The following is an 18,849-nucleotide window of genomic DNA, read 5'->3' as shown; positions in this document are numbered from 1 at the left end:
TGGTGACACCCGCCTACAGCCCATAGCTATAGTTTGGTGTCACCACCAAACCCAACCTGTAAAATATAGTATCATTTTTAAACAGCTTCTAAAAATCGTTAGAATAATAATCGAAGGTTATTAAGGCAACACACTAGTAAGATTAGATTTAAGGCGGACTTGACGTGGACTTGAGGTGGAGTTGAGGCAGACTTTTAAAATATTGATGGGTTTATTTTTAGTATGGATTATCCTAAAACTGGAAGTAAATCTAAATTACTAAAAAATGGCGAGACAACAAGCAATCCAAGTTTTTATTTCTTTTAGCAAAATGTACTTTGCTAATTACCAACATATTGTTTACTTTTGCAGCCCCGCAACACGGAGTTCCGGGAACTATGTTGAATACATAAACTATAAAAAAGAATGGCAACTAAAATCAGATTGCAAAGATTCGGTAAAAAAGGAAAGCCTTTTTACCACGTGGTAGTAGCGGATGCTCGTGCGCCAAGAGATGGAAAATTCATCGAGCGTTTAGGTTCTTACAACCCAAACACTAACCCAGCAACTATCGAACTTAACTTCGATAAAGCTGTAACTTGGGTACTTAACGGTGCTGAACCTACTGACACAGCTCGTGCTATCCTTTCTTACAAAGGTGTACTTTACAAAAAACACTTAGAAGGCGGTATCAGAAAAGGTGCTTTAACTCAAGAACAAGCAGATGCCAAATTTGCTACTTGGTTAGAAACTAAAGCTGGTAAAATTGCTGGTAAAACAGAAGGATTAGCTACCACTAAAGCAGAGGCTCGTAAAGCAGCTTTAGCGGCAGAAGCTAAGAAAAACGAAGACAGAGCGGCAGCTATTGCAGCTAAAAACGCACCAGTTGCGGAAGAGGTTGTAGAAGAAGTAGCTACTGAAGAAGCTCCAGCGGTAGAAGCTGAAGCAGCAACAGAGGCTCCTGCCGAAGAAACTCAAGCAGAAGATAAAGCCGAATAATTAGCTTTGCTTCAAAAGAAATAGCGTTTCGGGTAAAATCGAAACGCTATTTTTATTAGTTGATGATCCGATCTGATCATTAGCTAATTATCGCATCAACAAATCATCACATTTGCAGTATGACTAAAGACGAATCATTTTATATAGGTTACATCACCAAAACCAAAGGTTTAAAGGGCGAGCTTCAACTTTTTTTTGAATTTGAAGAATACGAGGAACTGGACTTTGATGTGTTGTTTTTAGAAGTAAATGGTAAAATGGTTCCTTTTTTTGTATCGAGTTACAAGCTTTATGAAAACAAAACTGGCCTTTTTTATTTCGATGACGTTGATCACATAGACAAAGCATCACCGCTGGTTAAAAAGAAAGCATACCTGCCTTTAAACCAAAAACCAGAACGAGACCTAAACGAATTTTATTATACCGATTTAAAGGGCTTTATAGCGATAGATGAAACTTTAGGTGAACTAGGCGAAATTATTGAGGTTAATGAATATCCCCAACAGTTTGTTGCCACCGTAAACTATCAAAACAAAGAAATTCTTTTCCCTTTAAACGAAGATTTTATCGTGGAAATAGATGATGAAGAAAATATCCTTACCTTAGACTTACCCGAAGGATTGTTAGATGTCTATCTTAATCCTTAACTTGGTAAAACAATGCAGTATTTTTTCTGTTTTAGGAGCATGAAACATTTTGGTTTTTTTTATTTCGGTATTTTGGTTTTCCTTGTGGTTAGTTGCACCAACACTGACCGCCCCTCCGATTCTTCTTTATCGAAAGACACCATTAGCGACCTAAAACCAACCGACACCCTAGCCGACGAGGAAACGCTAACCACCATAGCCACAGAAATCTTAACCACGCTAAAAGCAAAAGATTACAACGCATTCGCGGCATATTTCCATCCAACAGAAGGGGTACTGTTTTCTCCTTATGGATTTATCGACACCACAACTTCGAAAAAACTAACCAGGGCAGACTTCATTAAGTTGATAGCAGAACATAGCACCGTTAACTGGGGAAGTTACGATGGCACCGGAGAAACCATTAACCTAACCGGAGCACAATATATAACTAAGTTTGTGTACAATGCCGATTACCTTCAAGCAGAAAAAACTGCATATAACCAGATTATTGGCAAAGGAAATTCATTAAATAACTTAGCCAAAATTTACCCCAAACATCCTTTTATAGAATATTACTTTAGCGGCTTTAACAAAGCGTACCAAGGCATGGATTGGAGCAGCCTACGCTTAATTTTTAAGCAGTACCAAAGCTCCTATTATTTGGTAGCGGTAGTTCACGACCAATGGACGACTTAGCATGAAATAAATTGGCGCAAAGCCTTATATTTGCAGCATGCGTTTTGATATTATTTCTGTACTACCCGATTTATTAACTAGCCCATTTGCTCATTCTATTTTACAACGGGCGCAAAAAAAAGGCATTGCCGAAATTATAGTACACAATTTAAGAGATTACGCTACCAATAAACAAAAAAGCGTTGACGACTATCCTTATGGCGGCGGCAGCGGCATGGTCATGAGCATCCCTCCTTTTGCGGCATGTATTGAAAAGCTGCAAGAAGAACGCTCTTACGATGAAATCATTTTCATGAGCCCTGATGGAGAAACGCTAAACCAAACCATCGCCAACGAACTCTCCATTAAAGGCAATATCATTATTTTATGTGGACACTATAAAGGTATCGACCAACGTATCCGGGATATTTATGTTACCCGAGAAATCTCCATAGGCGATTATGTATTATCTGGCGGAGAACTGCCCGCAGCGGTGTTGGTAGATGCTATTACAAGGCTGATTCCTGGTGTTTTAAACGATGAAACTTCGGCTCTTTCAGATAGTTTCCAAGGCGAACTGTTAGACGCCCCAGTTTACACCAGGCCTGCCGATTGGCGTGGCCATAAAATCCCCGAAATTTTGTTGAGCGGCCACGAAGCGAAGATTAATGAATGGCGACACGAAGAAGCACTAAAACGCACACAACAACGCCGCCCAGATTTGCTGAAATAAGACACTTTAAGAATAAGCAAATTAGCTATTTCAAAAAACATCAAATATTTTTAAAAATTCACTTTCATTTTCAAAATATATTCCCTAATATTGCAGTCCGATTTTAAACGTTATAAAAATCGGCTTAATAGCTTAAAATCATGGATTTAGTAAAATTTGTAGAAGAACAGGTAAGCACTAAAAAAGAATTTCCTTCTTTTAAATCTGGAGATACTGTAAGTGTTCATTATAAAATTCGCGAGGGTAATAAAGAACGTATTCAGATTTACCAAGGTGTTGTAATTCAACGCAACAGTGCTGGTGCTAACGAAACTTTCACTGTTCGTAAAATCAGTAATGGTGTTGGTGTAGAGCGTATTTTCCCTTTCAGTTCTCCAAATATCGAGAAAGTAGAAGTTAACAGCTATGGTAAAGTACGTAGAGCTAAATTGTTCTATTTACGTAGCTTAACTGGTAAAGCAGCTCGTATCAAATCTTTAAGGAAGTAATATTCTTTCTATAGAAAAATATAACCTCGACATCATGTCGGGGTTTTTTTGTTTATATCTTTGCGCAACCAAATTAGAAATCTGAATAACAAATGAAAGATCTTTTAAAAAAGTACGAAGAAAAACAACCGGAAATTGTTTTTGAATGGAAAGACCGAGAATCGGAAGCCGAGGGCTGGGTAGTCATCAACTCTTTACGTGGTGGCGCAGCTGGTGGTGGCACCCGAATGCGCAAAGGACTGGACAAAAACGAAGTAGAGTCGCTGGCTAAAACCATGGAGGTTAAATTTACGGTTTCTGGCCCTCCTATTGGTGGTGCCAAATCGGGCATTAACTTTGATCCTGCCGATCCACGCAAGAAAGAAGTTTTAGAACGTTGGTACAAAGCGGTAATGCCCTTACTGAAAAATTACTACGGTACTGGGGGCGATTTAAATATCGACGAAATTCACGAAGTTATTCCAATTACCGAAGGCTACGGCTTATGGCACCCACAAGAAGGGGTAATTAACGGCCATTATCAGGCTAGGGAGAACGAACGCATACACCAAATTGGGCAATTACGCTATGGCGTTTCTAAGGTTTTAGAAGATTTAACCTACACACCAGATATTAGAAGAAAATACAAAGTAGCCGATATGATTACCGGTTATGGCGTTTCAGAATCGATTAAACATTTCTACGATATTTGGGGCGGCAATATCAAAGATAAAAAAGCAATTATACAAGGCTGGGGCAATGTGGCAGCTGCGGCAGGTTACTACTTAGCGCAACAAGGCGTAAAAATAGTGGGCATTATAGACCGCGTAGGCGGATTAATTAATCCCGAAGGTTTTAACGAAGAAGAAATTGCTCAGTTGTTTAACAAACGCGTGAACAACACCTTGGTAGCCGATAATTTAATCTCTTTTGAAGAAGCTAATGAGAAAATTTGGAGTATGGGTGCCCAAATTTTTGTTCCGGCCGCAGCTTCTCGCCTAGTGAAACAAAGCGAGGTAGATCAAATGATCGCTTCGGGAATGGAAGTAATTGCATGTGGCGCAAATGTACCTTTTGCAGATAAAGAGATTTTCTTTGGCAGCATTATGGAACACGCAGACAATCAACTAGCTGTAATCCCCGATTTTATTGCCAACTGTGGCATGGCCAGGGTATTTGCATATTTGATGCAACGCAATGTAGAAATGAGCGATGACGCTATTTTTACCGATGCCTCCAACATTATCCGCAATGCATTGCTTGCCGTACACAAGTCGTCAGACAAAAAAACAAACCTTTCGAGTACTGCATTCGAAATTGCACTAAAACAACTCATATAAGCTATGGAAATTAACTTTTTCGAACAGGTTTTTTGGGGCAATACCATAAAGCAATATGTCATCATCGGTATCATTATTGTAGTTGGCTTATTATTTAAGAGAATAATTTCTCGATTGCTAAGCAAGCTTATTTTTAAACTATTCAAAAAATTTGCCGACCAAGTTAATTCCGACACTTTTATTGGCTTACTTTTAAAACCAATTGAGTTTTTTATTAGTGTTTTTACACTTTACGTTGCTATAAAGCAGTTAAAGCACCCGCTTGAAGTTACTTTTTTCAACTACAAGAAAACAATAGATAAAGTTAAAGTTAATGAGGCTTTTACCATTGGCGAGCTAATAGACAAAGTTTTTCTTTTCTTAATCGTCTTATCAATTTTTTGGATTGTATTAAGGATTATAGATTTTATTGCTCACGTTTTATTGGCACGTTCGGCCAAAACTAAAAACAAGGCCGACGACCAGTTAGTGCCTTTTATTAAAGAACTGTTAAAATTCCTGGTCTCGTTTATAGGTTTCTTCGTATTGCTAGGATATGTTTTCGAAGTAAATGCCGTAAGCTTAATTACAGGCTTGGGTATTGGCGGTATTGCCATTGCAATGGCCGCAAAAGACAGCCTAGAGAACCTTTTAGGGTCCTTTCTTATCTTTATGGACAAGCCCTTTACCGTAGGCGATGTAGTAAAAGTAGATGGCATTGAAGGAACGATAGAACGTGTAGGCTTTAGAAGTACAGTTTTGCGCAGTGCGGATAAAACTACTTATATTATTCCAAACCGATCGATGATTGATGGCGTACTGGAAAACCTCACCATGAGAAATGCCCGCAGGGTAAAGTTCGATATTGGTTTAACCTACGAAACTAGCAACGAGGCACTTAAAAAAATCATCGTTGAAATAAACGAATTTCTTAAAGGCAACACTGGTACAACAGACGCCACAGTTGCCTTCGATTCTTTTGGAGACTCAGCGCTGAACATTCAAATTATTTACCTAGTACCCATGAAAAAGGAATTTGATTTGGCAAAGGTTAAAGAGGAAGTAAATTTTAAAATAATCGAGATTGTGGAACAAAATGGCTCTGAGTTTGCCTATCCAACACAGCGCACAATAGGAGAAATCACCGGTAAGCAAGAGAAGTGATTTTTTAGAAACGCAGCAAACAGCCCGATTAAATAGTTAGTCGGGCTGTTTGCTATAATCTTTTTGAGCTACGCTCTCCGTTATTCCGATATCGGAGAAAATATGTCCTACTAAACCCCTGGCCTAACTCACTAAGATTGCTTTGTACCTCGCAATGGACGACAGCATTGTTCATCAAACAAAAAAGCCCCGTAAGCTCTAAACTTACAAGGCACTAAACTTTATACTTTTAGCTTATTAAGCTAATTCGCCTAAAACAGTTATACCGCCTTTAACCACTTGGTTAAGCTCTAGGTTTACTTTTGTACCCAATGGCAAGAAAATATCAACCCTCGAACCGAACTTAATGAAACCAAACTGCTCGTTTTGTGTTACTTGATCGCCTTCTTTTACGTACCAAACAATACGGCGGGCCAAAGCGCCAGCAATTTGACGGAACAATACAGGCGAACCGTTCTTATGCTCAACTACCACCGTAGTACGTTCATTTTCTGTACTCGATTTTGGGTTCCAGGCTGCTAAATATTTACCTGGATGATATTTAAAAAACTTAACCACTCCAGAAATTGGGTTACGGTTAATGTGCACATTTACGGGCGACATAAAAATAGAAACCTGTAAACGTTTATCTTTAAAATATTCGCCTTCTTCCGTTTCTTCAATTACCACCACTTTACCGTCAGCAGGACAAATAATTAAATTATCACCATTAGTAAAATTACGTTTTGGGCTTCTAAAGAACTGCAATACCGTAACAAACAAAGCAAAAGAAAATATATACACCAACCACCTTAGCACAAACATATCCGCAAACCTGTATTCTACTACGGCATTAATAATGAAAATAAAAAGTACGGTTAGGGCAATGGAAGTATATCCTTCTTTATGTATAGTCATTTGATCTTATGATTTTAGATTTAATTTGGTTTTAATTAGCTGCAAAACTCGTAAAAATTTATCACTTTTTCCTGAACCTTATGGATTTTAAAAAGCGATAAGATTTATAACCAATAGAAATATTAAACAGCTCTATAAATATGGTTTAGGTTTCTGCCCAAGCCATCGTAATCTAAGCCGTAGCCTACCACAAACTCGTTGGGTATTTCAAAACCAACATAACTGAGTTCTTTAATTTCTTCTTTTAATGCTTCGGGTTTAAACAATAGCGTACAAACGGCAACAGAAGCCGGTTCTTGCTCATAAATTTTTGAAAGAATGTACTTCATGGTTAAACCGCTATCAATAATATCTTCAATAATAATAAGATCTCTACCTTTAAGGTTTTGGGGCATGCCTAAAACATCTTTTACAGCACCGGTACTGCTGGTGCCATGGTAAGAAGCTATTTTAATAAACTCTGTTTCGCAAGCTAAATCTATTTCTTTCATTAAATCGGCCATAAATAAAAAGCTACCATTTAATACGCCAATAAACGATGGTTTTTTACCTTCGTAAGCTACGTTTAACTGTATGGCCATTAAACGAATACGCTTGGCTATGGTTTCTTCCTCTAAAAAAAGTTCGAAATCTTTTTGATGAACGCTGATATTAGTTTCCATTTTTTTCTTGCTCTTTTTCCTTTCTACGTTCTTCGCGGCGTTCTTGCCTAAGTTGTTTACTTGTTTTAGCAGTATCTGCAGTGGCTTGCACTTTGATGGTATCTTTTTTGGCAGCTCCTCCAAACAGGCGGTCAAACAAACTTTTTGATTGATCTTGCATGCCTTCTGGGGTCATCATATCGTCTTCGCCAATTTCTACAGCATTGGTGTCTATTGTAGTAGAATCTGGCAATAGGTACTGCCTTAAACCTTCACGTAAGCGTACATCGTAAAAACCGTAACCCGTACTATCTGCCGGCGCCAAGCCACGACGGGCCATAATATTACCGATATACTTAAAGTATGGCAATAGATAGCCTTTTAACGTGCCATTGCTCATAAATTTATATAATGCCGCCTTTGGTCTGGGCACAATGTTGGCTAAAAAAATACCTTCGCCCAAGGTTAAGTCTGCAGGCGTTTTCCCAAAGTAATGTCGCGAAGCCTCTCCAATACCATAAACGTTGTTGCCCATTTCAATAATGTTAAAATAAACCTCCAACATACGAGATTTGCTCACCAAGCGATTGTTCTCGATGAGCCAAACAATTAAAATTTCTTCTGCTTTACGCACCAATGTTTTCTTTCTGCTCAAGAACACATTTTTAACCAACTGCATGGAAATGGTACTTCCGCCTCGTTTAAACTTTTTCTCTTTAAAGTTTACAGCAATAGATTTACGTATAGACTCTTCTACAAAGCCTTTGTGCCTAAAAAACGATGGATCTTCGGCGGTTAACAAGGCGTTTTTAAAGTTTGCCGATATATCTCCAAGTCTTGTAAAATTAGGGTTCGATGGGCCGATGGTGATATTTCGCATGGGCTTACCATACTCGTAGGGCGTATAGATAAAATCAGAATTAATTTTGGTCAAATCGGTTTTTCCGAAATGAAGTACCTTAAAATCTGTAGGCGTTAAAGTAGAGCTAAATTTTACACTATCTGGACTTGCAGTATCTAAGTAGAAATCGAGATTGTATTTTAATTTACCTTGCACTTTAATTCCATCCAAAGATTCGAACAGGCCCACAGGGAAAGAATTAAAAATAGCTTGTGCATCTTGTTCTGGTGCACTTAGCTTCATTTCGTAGATTTTATTGGGCGAAAGCGTATATTTTAAATAAGGATGGATAGAAGCATCTCGCAAATAAACCGTTGAAGTGCTGTCTAAACAAACAAAGTTTTCGCCAATCAACATGTCGGCTTCTACACGGGCATCGGGTACAATAATATCTTCTGCCGAGATACGGGGTTGGTTAATCAACAGATTTTTGATGGCCCAAGAACCAGATATTTTATAATCGCCACCGCTAAAACTTGCCTCTTTCATCTGTGTTTTTACGGTGTCGAAATTAATTTTGGTATGTAGTTTATTTTCTAGGTAAGGCAGTTCAACCTTCTTGCCATCGGCAAATAACATTACGTCTAGTTGTTTATCACCTGGATCTAGATTGCCGTTAATATGCCAAACCGCAGCAGTATCATTTACTTTAATAGTAGATTTTAATTCGCCACCATCAATGGTTGCCGTAGTGGTTAAAAGCTTCACAAAGGCAGTATCATTGTCGTTTAGCTGCATCATAAAATTCTTGATTTCCATGTCATCGGGTATCTTATAGAAAACCTGATTTAACAGATTGCTAGCCAACTCGCTTAAATCTACCTTGTTTTTGGTGGTTGTACTGTCTTTTTTCTTTCTTTTCAGTATAAAATCAATGTTGGTCAACGTATCCTGCATCACCACGTTAAGCTTTCCATCATTCAGGGTTATTTCCGAAAGTTTTACATCGCCAAACAGCAAAGGAAAAAGCTTTACGCCTATCGTAATATCATTTATGGTTGTTAAGGTATCTCTATCTTTTGGCACCACGGCAACTTTATTCATGTGCACGCTACTTAATCCTCTAAAACCGTATTCGCCAATTTCAACAGCTAAACCATAGTCTTTCTTGGCCTTAGCAATGGCCTTTGCCACCATCTTAGCTAGTAGTGCTTCTCTTTTGTTATAAGCCACCGCTCCGCCAGCCAGCAATAAAAGCAAGAAAACGCCTAAAACCCAGGCGCCAATTTTTAAATATTTCTTTGGTATTTTAATCTTCGGTAACTGCATAAACCGTTTAAAAATTACTGCCCTAATACGCCCTAATCTAATGCGCCTCAACGTTTTTTAACAAACGCAGAAAACAATTGTTTATTCCGTGTTAAAATTACAACAAAAAGCCAGATACAAAATTTTTTATAGCTAATGTTTAGTAATTTTGGCAATATGACAATTACCGAGGAAAAAGTTTTAGCTGCACTTAGCCATGTAGAAGACCCAGATTTGAAAAAAGACCTGGTGACCTTGAAAATGATCAAGGATGTTAAAATTGAAGATAAAAAAGTGTCTTTTACGCTCGAGTTAACCACTCCTGCCTGCCCCATGAAAGACATGCTGAAAAATGCCTGCACCAACGCAGTAAAACACTTTGTAGATGCAGCAGCAGAAATAGACATTACTATTACTTCGAGAGTAACCAAACCAATGGACATTAGCCAGCTAAAAGCCATCAAAAATATCATCTTAATCTCTTCGGGTAAAGGAGGCGTAGGCAAATCTACTGTAGCGAGCAATTTGGCCGTTACCTTAGCTGCCGATGGTGCTAAAGTGGGCTTAATAGATGCAGATATTTATGGCCCATCGGTACCTATTATGTTTGATTTGGTTGGGGCAAAACCAAGTGCCAAAGAAACTGCCGATGGAAAAACTTTAATTCTTCCGATAGAGAAATACGGTATTAAGCTGCTTTCTTTGGGCTTTTTCTCAGACCCAGACCAACCCGTGCCTTGGCGTGGGCCAATGGCCTCAAATGCAATTAAACAGCTTTTTAACGATGCCGACTGGGGCGAGCTAGATTATCTTTTGGTAGATCTTCCTCCAGGCACTGGCGATATCCATATTACCATTAGTCAGAGTTTCCCAATAGCGGGAGCGGTAATTGTAACCACACCACAACAGGTTGCACTTGCAGATACTAGAAAAGGATTGATGATGTTCGGTATGCAGGGTATTAACATCCCTGTTTTGGGCGTGATAGAGAACATGGCTTATTTTACGCCAGAAGAATTACCAGATAACAAGTACTACATTTTTGGCAAAGACGGAGGAAAAGAATTAGCACAACGTTTTGAAGTGCCATTTTTGGGCGAAATCCCATTAGTGCAAAGCATTACAGCAGCTGGAGATAAAGGGGCACCAATTGCGCTACAAACAGATCATCCACAAGCTATTTCATTTAAAGAAATTGCCGGAAAAATAGCGCAGCAGATTTCCATCCACAATGTGCAATAAACGGCTAATTGCTAAATTTTTATTATTTTTATCTTTTTAAAATTAACAGCATGGATTTAATAGCAAGAGTAGAGGAAGCTTTAGAAACTATCAGACCTTATTTGATAGCTGATGGAGGTAATGTGGCCATTGAAGAAATTACATCTGATCATATTGTAAAAGTGAGATTGCTTGGCAGCTGCGGCTCATGTAAAATGAGTTTCATGACCATGAAGGCAGGTATTGAGCAAGCTATTATTAAAGCCGTACCAGAAATTAAAGGTGTTGAGGCCGTTGATTTAGCCGAGCAAGCGTAACAATTTAACACATTTTAACCAAATAGAAACTCGATAGCATATACATTTGTTCTATCATTGTATTACAAATGAAATTTTCTTTTATCGTCATATTGCTTTTAGTTGTTAACTCGGTTTTTGCACAAGACAAGAACCCAAAAAACAAATTAGTTCAGTTTTCTGGTATTGTTACCGATGCCGACAGCAATATGGTTGTGCCTTATGTTACCATTACCAACCTCAGCAACAAATCGCAAAAATACGCCGCTAACTACCAAGGCTTTTTCTCTTTTGTGGTTAACCCCGGCGATACGGTAATGTTTTCGGCAGTTGGCTTTACGAGCAAAACATTAGCGCTTCCTAAAGCCATTGTAGATAATAAATACACGGCAATGGTTCAAATTAAATCGGAAGTGGTTTACCTTAAAACCGTGAGGGTAAACCCTTGGGCTACGGTAGAAGAGTTTAATAAAGATTTCCTTTCTTTAAAGGTAGCCGATGATGACATGGCCATTGCCAAGAAGAACCTCTCTCGCCAAAGTATTAATGGCATGAAACTTACCCTGCCTAGAGATGCCGGAGAGATTAGCAATGCCAATTATCGTTATAATTTCGATAGGATGATGAACGTGAATATGCGCCAGACCAATCCGCTGTTAAACCCATTTGCCTGGGGCAAGTTAATGCAAGAAATCTTTAACGGCGATAAAGCTAGGAGTTCAGAACAATAGGTAACTTTTCCACTCCATTAAACCTAATTCCTCAGGTTTTAAATATTTTTTTCATTTCTCGTGCAACAAAACTTCTGTCTTTGCGACTATCTTATAGTTAGCAGCCAAAAAGCTATGCGGTTTAATTAAAAGCTAGAATAACGCAAAGTTTTAAGAAATTAGTAGAAATAAGTTTTAACCCTTGCACCTGAGTATCTCTATAAACGAACAAGAACTGGTAAAGCAATGTTTAGCCGGCGAAGAAAAAGGCTATGCCCTGCTATACAATAAATATGCAAAGCGTATTTATCATGCCGTTTTTAGGGTAATGGGCAACACTGCGGAAAGCGAAGACATAGTACAGGAAGCGTTTTGTACAGCTTTTGAGCAGCTTGGTAAGTTAAAAAACCAAAGCAACTTTGAGGGTTGGTTAAAACGGATTGCCCTGAACCAAGCAATATCTGCCTTGCGAAAAAGAAAAATGGTTTTTACTGATGAAAGCCAGTTGGAAACAGTTGCAGACGAAGAAATTGACATTAGCGAAGAGTTCCTTTTTCAGTGCCAAATTGAGGATATTAAAAAGGCAATAGCCAATTTGCCCGACGGTTACAGAACCATTGTCTCATTACATCTATTTGAAGATATTGGACAAGAAGAAATAGGAAAAATGCTCGGCATTAGCCATGCAACAGTACGCAGTCAGTACCATCGAGCGAAGAAAAAAATTTTTACAGCATTAAAAGATAAAGCATACTATGGAACGTGATTTTTTTAAGCAATATATTCAAGAGCATAAAGATGCTTTTGAGAATGAAGCTTTGCCTCCAAACATGCTAGGCAATATTTTAGGTAATTTAAAAGCGCGCCAACAGGTACAAACGCAGAAAAAGCAGAAACTTATCTACACTTGGTTGGCAGTTGCTTGCTCGCTGTTTATAGTAACCGGAGCTTATTTGTTTCTTTCGCAAGAAAAAAGTGAGCTAACCAACACCGCACCGTTGCTTGTATCAAATAAGAATGAAAGTATTGAACAACCTGTTATTTCTACGGTAGAAGTTGAGCCTATAAAACAAAAAAGCACGATTAGTAAACAAAGAAACTTTGTCGCTCATCACCCAAAGATTGAGGCATATCAAGAAATCTATACAGGTTTAAGCGATAGCTCATCGGTTGCCAAAAGAATGGATGCCCTTATAAAAGCTAGGTCATTAACTACTTTAAATGAAAAAATGAAGATTGAACTTTGCAGAACTTTTAACGAAGACGGCAACGACAATGTAAGGTTAGCCGCTTTAGAGGTTTTATCAACATTCTCAAACGATAAATATATCCATGAACAGTTGATGGTTGGATTGAGCAAGCAAAAAGATCCAATTGTACAGCTAGAACTGGTAAAGATAATGGGCAACAGCAGCAGCCCACAAACTACTGATAAATTGATTGCCATGGCCAACAATCCTTTTACGGTAGAAGCTGTTAAAGAACAGGTTTATTATGCCTTATTAACGAACAATAATTAAGCAAACAGAAGAACATCATCATTAAAAACTATACAGATGAAAAAATTGAAAATTATAGCTTCGATATTGCTCTTTACAGCAGTACAAGCATTGGCGCAAAAAGAGTTTAAGCTAGCAAAAACTGGCGGAAAATTAGTGTTAAACAATATTTCTAACCTAAAAGTTGAAGGTTACGAAGGAAAAGAAATTATTTTTTCTGCAACTGGCACAAAAGAAAAAACTGACGACCCAAGAGCAGCGGGTCTAAGTGCACTAGGTAACTTTGGCTTTGATAATACCGGCATTGGAATTAGCATCACAGAAAAAGACAATATAACATTTGTGGCTGCAATAGAAAAAGAGCTTAGCTTAACCGTAAAACTTCCACAAAATGTAGCGTTATCTATAAAAACAGCTGGATTAATGCAAGGAGATTCTACCGTAATTACGTTAAGCAATATAAAAACAGAGATTGATGCTTCTACCCAATACGAACACATTAGCCTTAAAAATGTTACTGGCCCAGTTAGCATTAAAACGCTTCGTGGCAACATCGAAGGTAAATTAACCCCTTCTTTTAAAGGACCCATCTCTTTGGTTTCGGTGTATGGCTTTATTGATGTTACCGTACCAGAAAACACTAAAGCGGATATGGCTATTAACACCATGTACGAAACTTTGTACGCAGCAAAAGATTTAAAATTAGTAGTTGAAGAGAAGCAATCTAACGAGAACCAGTATCTAAATGCGATAAGTGTAAGAGGAAAACCTGCTACTGTAATTGTTTCTGACAATTCCTCTCCACAAGTGCTTGTAAAAGACATCAAAACTAAAGGTATTAACGAAGTAATTGTAAACGGTGAACCTGCCCCGATAATTAGTACTCATCCAACAACAGTTGAAGGCAAACACCTTAAAGCTAAAAGTACGGCATCCTCTATCGTTAGTGGAAAGCTGACAGAAACATTAAAGCCAACTAACACTGTATCTGGCACTGGTTTTACTTATGATTTCCCTATTTCTAGTTCCTTCTCAAGCAGAGGTACAATAATAAATGGCAAACTAAACGGTGGAGGAGAGAAAATTGTGCTTAAATCTACTTACGGTAAAATCTATTTACGAAAATAAACCACACAAACTATAAACAGAAAGCCCCAAAATATTTTGGGGCTTTCTGTTATCTTCTTTTATTCTGCCTTGGAAACTTCATTTTATAATCTGGATGGATTTCACCTTTCGATATCTTATCTAGCTTTCCTTTAATCAACTGTTTACGCAACATATTTATTTTTTCGGTAAACAACTTGCCTTCAATATGGTCATATTCATGCTGTATTACACGAGCTGCAAAACCCGAAACCTGTTCTTCGTGCTTTGTCCAGTTTTCATCGTAATAGCTAATCAAAATGTTCGGTTTGCGAAAAACCTCTTCTCTAATTTCAGGAATACTTAAACAACCTTCGGTAAAGCCCCAAGGTTCTCCGGTTTCTTCTAAAATCTGTGCATTGATGAATACTTTTTTGTAACGAGGTTCGTCATCAATATCACCGGTATCAACCACAAACAAACGAATTGGCAAAGCAACTTGGGGTGCAGCCAAACCAACGCCACTGGCATTGTACATGGTTTCCCACATATTTGCTATCAGCTCGTTTAAATTCGGGTAATTTTCGTCTATGGGTTCGCAAACCTTCTTTAAAACTGGATCGCCATAGGCTACAATTGATAATTTCATCGTTGTTTTTATCTTTTCTAATGATTGGTGAGCTATGATGGTTTTGGGAATTCTTTTTCAAGAAACGTAAACCATCATGGTTCATGCTACAAAGGTACAAATTTCAGGTTTAAGGTAAAAGATGCAGGCTTAAGACCCTTATCCTTCCGTCGGATTAAATAACAGGCTGGTCCACTTACTTTCATCAAACACATCGTGGATGATGTTATTCATATCTAAAACACTCACTTGTCTAATTTTTTGAAACACTGCTTCCAAACTGTCAATTTGGTTATAGTCTAACAGGCTTTTTGCCATTGCAATAATCAATCCTATTCTGTTCTCTTCTCCTAAAGCAATTTGCCCAATAAACTTATTTTGTGCTTTATGCAACTGTATTTCGGTTAACGGCTTTTGTTTTAGCTTGTTCATTTCCTTACGGATAAGCTGCATCGCCTTTTCGGCTTTTTCTTTGTCGGTGCCAAAGTAAATGGCAAAAATCCCCGTATCAGAAAGTGGGCTATACGCCGATTCGATAGTATAAGCGATACCGTATTTTTCCCGTAGCTGCAGGTTAAGAACCGAACTCATTCCGTTGCCACCAAACAAGTTATTTAACAACAACAAACCCGTTTTATAAGGGTGGTGTAAAGAATAAGTTTGCGTACCCATCATGCAATGGCTTTGGGCAATTTGTTTATCAACTATTTGATGTGATGAAGAATTAATAGGAGGTACTATTCTAGGGCTAGCATTTGTATTTCCCGGAACTTCAGCAAAGTACTTCTCCCCTATTTTAACCAGTTTATTTAACGAATAGTTACCCAAAACAGCAATCACCATTTGATCGGTACGATATTTACTTTTAATAAAAGATTGAATATCTTTTTTAGATAAACGGGAAACCGTTTCTGGAGTACCTAAGATATTTCTACCAAATTGATGCCCTCTAAAAAGAATGTCTTCAAAATCGTCGTTAATGGCTTCTTCGGGCTGGTCTAGGTAAGATGCAATTTCGTCTAAAACCACGCCCTTTTCCTTTTCTATCTCATCTACTGGAAAGGTAGAATGGAAAACGATATCGTTAAAAAGTTCTAAAGTTCTATCTAAATAAGGACGAAGAAAAGAAGCATGAATACAGGTATATTCTTTGGTGGTGTAGGCGTTTAAGTCGGCACCAACACTTTCTAATCTGTTTAAAATTTGAGTAGTATTGCGCTTTTCGGTACGCTTAAAAATAAGATGCTCGATGAAATGAGCCAAACCCATTTGTGCATCTTCTTCGTCGCGGGAGCCAGCATTAACTAAAATACAGGCATGCGATATTGCCGAGGCAGTGGGAACATGCAAAATACGGATGCCATTTTTAAGTGTATGTACGTTGTACTCCATTGAAGCGGCAAAGATACAGATTAACCCCCAACCCCTAAAGGGGAGTTTGGCAAATACGATAATTTTACAGTATATAGATTGTTTAAAGATTAGTAAATTGAATTTTAACCACGAAGACACAAAGAACACTAAGCTTTGTTATTGTAAATGATAATCTGCGATATGCTTGTGAGATTTGCACGGTTTTACAGCACTGTTTTTTGTTAATCAAACCCGATTGAAGCGAACACGTAGGGGCAAACCTATGTGTTTGCCCCAAAGTAAAGCGGAAAGCGGGACTTTCGAAACCGAAGAATTACCGGAACTGCTTTTCAAATTTAAAACACCCTGCCACTTTGACCTATATTTCACTTTGGAACAAGCCTTGATAAACATGTGTATAAGCAAAAAAATTTTTTAAGATATGACAACAGAAAAAGGAAGTATTTCCATACACACAGAAAACATTTTCCCAATCATCAAGAAATTCCTGTATTCGGACAATGAAATCTTTTTAAGGGAATTAGTTTCTAATGCGGTTGACGCGGTGCAAAAGATTAAACGCTTAGGCGCTCTAGGTCAGTTTAACGGCGAGGTTGGCCAACCTTTGGTAGAAGTGAAATTGGATGAAAAAGCAAAAACTATTACCATTAGCGATAATGGTTTGGGGATGACTGCCGAAGAAATCAAAAAATACATTAACCAAGTGGCTTTCTCGGGTGCCAGCGAGTTTGTAGAGAAGTTTAAGGATGCTAAAGATGCTAACGAGATTATCGGTAAGTTCGGTTTAGGTTTCTATTCTGCATTTATGGTTGCCGACTTGGTAGAAATCAATACTTTATCGTACCAAGATGGCGCTGAACCTGCAAAATGGACTTGCGATGGCAGTACTGAATTTGAAATTTCGGAAGGAACAAGAACTACTCGCGGCACCGATATTATTTTACACATAAACGCAGAAAGCGAAGAGTTTTTAAGCGAGCATAAACTGCAAGAAATTTTAGATAAATACGCTAAGTTTTTACCTGTACCCATTAAATTTGGCACTAAAACAGACAGCGTAGAAGATGGCGTTGATGAGGAAGGAAAAGCTAAATATACATCGGTTGAAGTTGATAACATTGTAAATACCACCAACCCAATTTGGACCAAAGCACCTGCAGATTTGTCAGATGCTGATTACTTAGATTTTTACAAGCAATTATATCCATTTTCTGATGACCCATTGTTCTGGATCCACCTAAATGTTGATTATCCTTTTAACTTAACGGGTGTATTGTACTTCCCTAAGCTGAAAGAAGATTTCGACATGCAACGTAACAAAATCAAGTTGTTCTCTCGCCAGGTATTTATTACCGATGAAGTGAAAGATATTGTACCTGAGTTCTTGATGTTGCTACACGGTGTAATTGATAGTCCGGATATTCCTTTGAACGTTTCGAGAAGTTTCTTGCAGGCTGATGGCAACGTGAAGAAAATCAATAATTACATCACCAAAAAAGTAGCTGATAAGTTGAACGAGCTGTTTAAAGCAGACCGCAAAAGTTTTGAAGAGAAATGGGGCGATATTGGCCTGTTCGTGAAATACGGTATGATTAGCGAGGAGAAATTCTACGAAAAAGCAAAAGACTTTGCCTTGTTAACCAACACTAAAAAAGAAGCCTTTACACTTGAGGAATACAAAGAAAAAGTAAGTGCTGCACAAACAGATAAAAATGGCAACGTAGTTTATTTATACGCTACTGATTTAGATAAGCAAGATGGTTTTATCCAAGCTGCGGAGAAAAAAGGTTACGATGTGCTGGTAATGGATTCGGCAATCGACAATCACTTTGTGAGCAGTATGGAGCAAAAACTGGAAAAAACTTCATGGAAACGTGTAGATGCTTCGGTAGCTAACCAGCTAATTGAGAAAGACGAGAAATTAGAATCGGTATTGAGCGAAGAACAATCTACTACGGTTAAGGGCATTTTCGAAAAAGCCATTACCAAACCAGGTTATACCGTAGAGGTGGTTGGCTTAAACCCAGACGATGCGCCTGTAACCATTACTATGGATGAGTTTATGCGTAGAATGAAAGACATGGCTAAAATGGGCGGTGGAATGAGTTTCTACGGCAACATGCCTGATAGCTACAAAGTGGCCATTAACGGCAATCATAAATTGGTGAGCAAAATTTTAGCTGCTGGCGAAGAAGAGCAAAGTAAATTTGCCAAACAAGCGGTTGATTTGGCCTTGCTATCTCAAGGTATGCTAACTGGTGCAGAACTAACTGCATTTGTTAGCCGCAGCGTTGAGTTAATTTAACCCTAAATTGCTCCAATATACGTGGGAGCAAATCCAAAAGGGAATTTTATTAAAACCGCCATTGTAAATTTATAAAAC

At 38.2% G+C, this 18,849-nt stretch carries 19 protein-coding genes; 14 read left to right on the top strand and 5 right to left on the bottom strand.

Annotation, left to right across the window (positions count from 1 at the left end; all coding sequences use genetic code 11):
- Positions 1 to 405 precede the first annotated feature (405 nt).
- From B3I52_RS15015 to B3I52_RS14985, 7 genes are all read left to right on the top strand, one after another.
- Positions 406 to 978, top strand: a complete 573-nt coding sequence (locus tag B3I52_RS15015; RefSeq protein ID WP_293302764.1) for a 30S ribosomal protein S16 — start codon at positions 406 to 408, stop codon at positions 976 to 978.
- A gap of 119 nt (positions 979 to 1,097) precedes the next feature.
- Complete coding sequence (gene rimM, locus B3I52_RS15010) at positions 1,098 to 1,625, top strand: ribosome maturation factor RimM (protein WP_293302762.1); 528 nt, start codon at positions 1,098 to 1,100, stop codon at positions 1,623 to 1,625.
- A gap of 39 nt (positions 1,626 to 1,664) precedes the next feature.
- Positions 1,665 to 2,303 (top strand): hypothetical protein, encoded by a 639-nt coding sequence (locus B3I52_RS15005; protein WP_293302759.1) that lies wholly within the window; start codon positions 1,665 to 1,667, stop codon positions 2,301 to 2,303.
- A gap of 37 nt (positions 2,304 to 2,340) precedes the next feature.
- On the top strand, positions 2,341 to 3,015 hold the full coding sequence (gene trmD, locus B3I52_RS15000) for a tRNA (guanosine(37)-N1)-methyltransferase TrmD (RefSeq protein ID WP_293302757.1): 675 nt from the start codon (positions 2,341 to 2,343) through the stop codon (positions 3,013 to 3,015).
- A 140-nt stretch (positions 3,016 to 3,155) separates the two neighbouring features.
- Positions 3,156 to 3,503: a 50S ribosomal protein L19 gene (gene rplS / locus B3I52_RS14995; RefSeq protein ID WP_293302754.1), complete on the top strand. Its 348-nt coding sequence runs from the start codon at positions 3,156 to 3,158 to the stop codon at positions 3,501 to 3,503.
- 92 nt (positions 3,504 to 3,595) lie between these two features.
- The gene (locus tag B3I52_RS14990) at positions 3,596 to 4,822 is read left to right on the top strand and encodes a Glu/Leu/Phe/Val dehydrogenase dimerization domain-containing protein (RefSeq protein WP_293302751.1); all 1,227 of its coding nucleotides are present in this window, start codon (positions 3,596 to 3,598) and stop codon (positions 4,820 to 4,822) included.
- 3 nt (positions 4,823 to 4,825) lie between these two features.
- Entirely contained in the window at positions 4,826 to 5,965 is a 1,140-nt protein-coding gene (locus B3I52_RS14985) for a mechanosensitive ion channel family protein (RefSeq protein WP_293302749.1), read from the top strand.
- Between the two features lie 237 nt (positions 5,966 to 6,202).
- On the opposite strand, the gene B3I52_RS14980 is transcribed toward B3I52_RS14985, so the two are convergent.
- The 3 genes from B3I52_RS14980 to B3I52_RS14970 all read right to left on the bottom strand — a co-directional run bounded on the left by B3I52_RS14980 (position 6,203) and on the right by B3I52_RS14970 (position 9,673).
- Positions 6,203 to 6,862, bottom strand: coding sequence for a phosphatidylserine decarboxylase family protein (locus B3I52_RS14980; RefSeq protein WP_293302746.1), 660 nt, complete (start codon positions 6,860 to 6,862; stop codon positions 6,203 to 6,205).
- Between the two features lie 122 nt (positions 6,863 to 6,984).
- Positions 6,985 to 7,524, bottom strand: a complete 540-nt coding sequence (hpt, locus tag B3I52_RS14975; RefSeq protein ID WP_293302743.1) for a hypoxanthine phosphoribosyltransferase — start codon at positions 7,522 to 7,524, stop codon at positions 6,985 to 6,987.
- Positions 7,514 to 9,673, bottom strand: a complete 2,160-nt coding sequence (locus B3I52_RS14970) for a transglycosylase domain-containing protein (RefSeq protein WP_293302741.1) — start codon at positions 9,671 to 9,673, stop codon at positions 7,514 to 7,516. The genes hpt and B3I52_RS14970 overlap by 11 nt, the downstream gene beginning before the upstream one ends.
- 156 nt (positions 9,674 to 9,829) lie before the next feature.
- Between B3I52_RS14970 and B3I52_RS14965 the strand changes: the two genes are divergently transcribed.
- From B3I52_RS14965 to B3I52_RS14940, 6 genes are all read left to right on the top strand, one after another.
- Positions 9,830 to 10,894, top strand: a complete 1,065-nt coding sequence (locus B3I52_RS14965; protein WP_293302981.1) for an Mrp/NBP35 family ATP-binding protein — start codon at positions 9,830 to 9,832, stop codon at positions 10,892 to 10,894.
- Positions 10,895 to 10,944: 50 nt separating this feature from the next.
- A complete protein-coding gene (locus B3I52_RS14960; RefSeq protein WP_293302738.1) occupies positions 10,945 to 11,190 on the top strand; it encodes a NifU family protein in 246 nt (81 codons plus the stop codon).
- Between the two features lie 68 nt (positions 11,191 to 11,258).
- Positions 11,259 to 11,900: a hypothetical protein gene (locus B3I52_RS14955; protein WP_293302736.1), complete on the top strand. Its 642-nt coding sequence runs from the start codon at positions 11,259 to 11,261 to the stop codon at positions 11,898 to 11,900.
- 181 nt (positions 11,901 to 12,081) lie between these two features.
- Positions 12,082 to 12,645, top strand: coding sequence for an RNA polymerase sigma factor (locus tag B3I52_RS14950; protein WP_293302734.1), 564 nt, complete (start codon positions 12,082 to 12,084; stop codon positions 12,643 to 12,645).
- Positions 12,635 to 13,399, top strand: a complete 765-nt coding sequence (locus tag B3I52_RS14945; RefSeq protein WP_293302733.1) for a HEAT repeat domain-containing protein — start codon at positions 12,635 to 12,637, stop codon at positions 13,397 to 13,399. Before B3I52_RS14950 ends, B3I52_RS14945 begins: the two co-directional genes overlap by 11 nt.
- 36 nt (positions 13,400 to 13,435) lie before the next feature.
- On the top strand, positions 13,436 to 14,506 hold the full coding sequence (locus B3I52_RS14940; protein WP_293302731.1) for a hypothetical protein: 1,071 nt from the start codon (positions 13,436 to 13,438) through the stop codon (positions 14,504 to 14,506).
- Between the two features lie 49 nt (positions 14,507 to 14,555).
- On the opposite strand, the gene def is transcribed toward B3I52_RS14940, so the two are convergent.
- On the bottom strand, positions 14,556 to 15,113 hold the full coding sequence (gene def, locus B3I52_RS14935) for a peptide deformylase (protein WP_293302729.1): 558 nt from the start codon (positions 15,111 to 15,113) through the stop codon (positions 14,556 to 14,558).
- A gap of 138 nt (positions 15,114 to 15,251) precedes the next feature.
- Positions 15,252 to 16,484 (bottom strand): M16 family metallopeptidase, encoded by a 1,233-nt coding sequence (locus B3I52_RS14930; RefSeq protein WP_293302726.1) that lies wholly within the window; start codon positions 16,482 to 16,484, stop codon positions 15,252 to 15,254.
- A gap of 403 nt (positions 16,485 to 16,887) precedes the next feature.
- On the opposite strand from B3I52_RS14930, the gene htpG reads away from it, so the two are divergent.
- Positions 16,888 to 18,771, top strand: a complete 1,884-nt coding sequence (gene htpG / locus B3I52_RS14925) for a molecular chaperone HtpG (RefSeq protein ID WP_293302723.1) — start codon at positions 16,888 to 16,890, stop codon at positions 18,769 to 18,771.
- Positions 18,772 to 18,849 lie beyond the last annotated feature (78 nt).

This window comes from Pedobacter sp. UBA4863 (assembly GCF_002399615.1).
Classification (GTDB): domain Bacteria; phylum Bacteroidota; class Bacteroidia; order Sphingobacteriales; family Sphingobacteriaceae; genus Pedobacter.
This window is presented reverse-complemented; position numbering and strand designations above follow the sequence as displayed.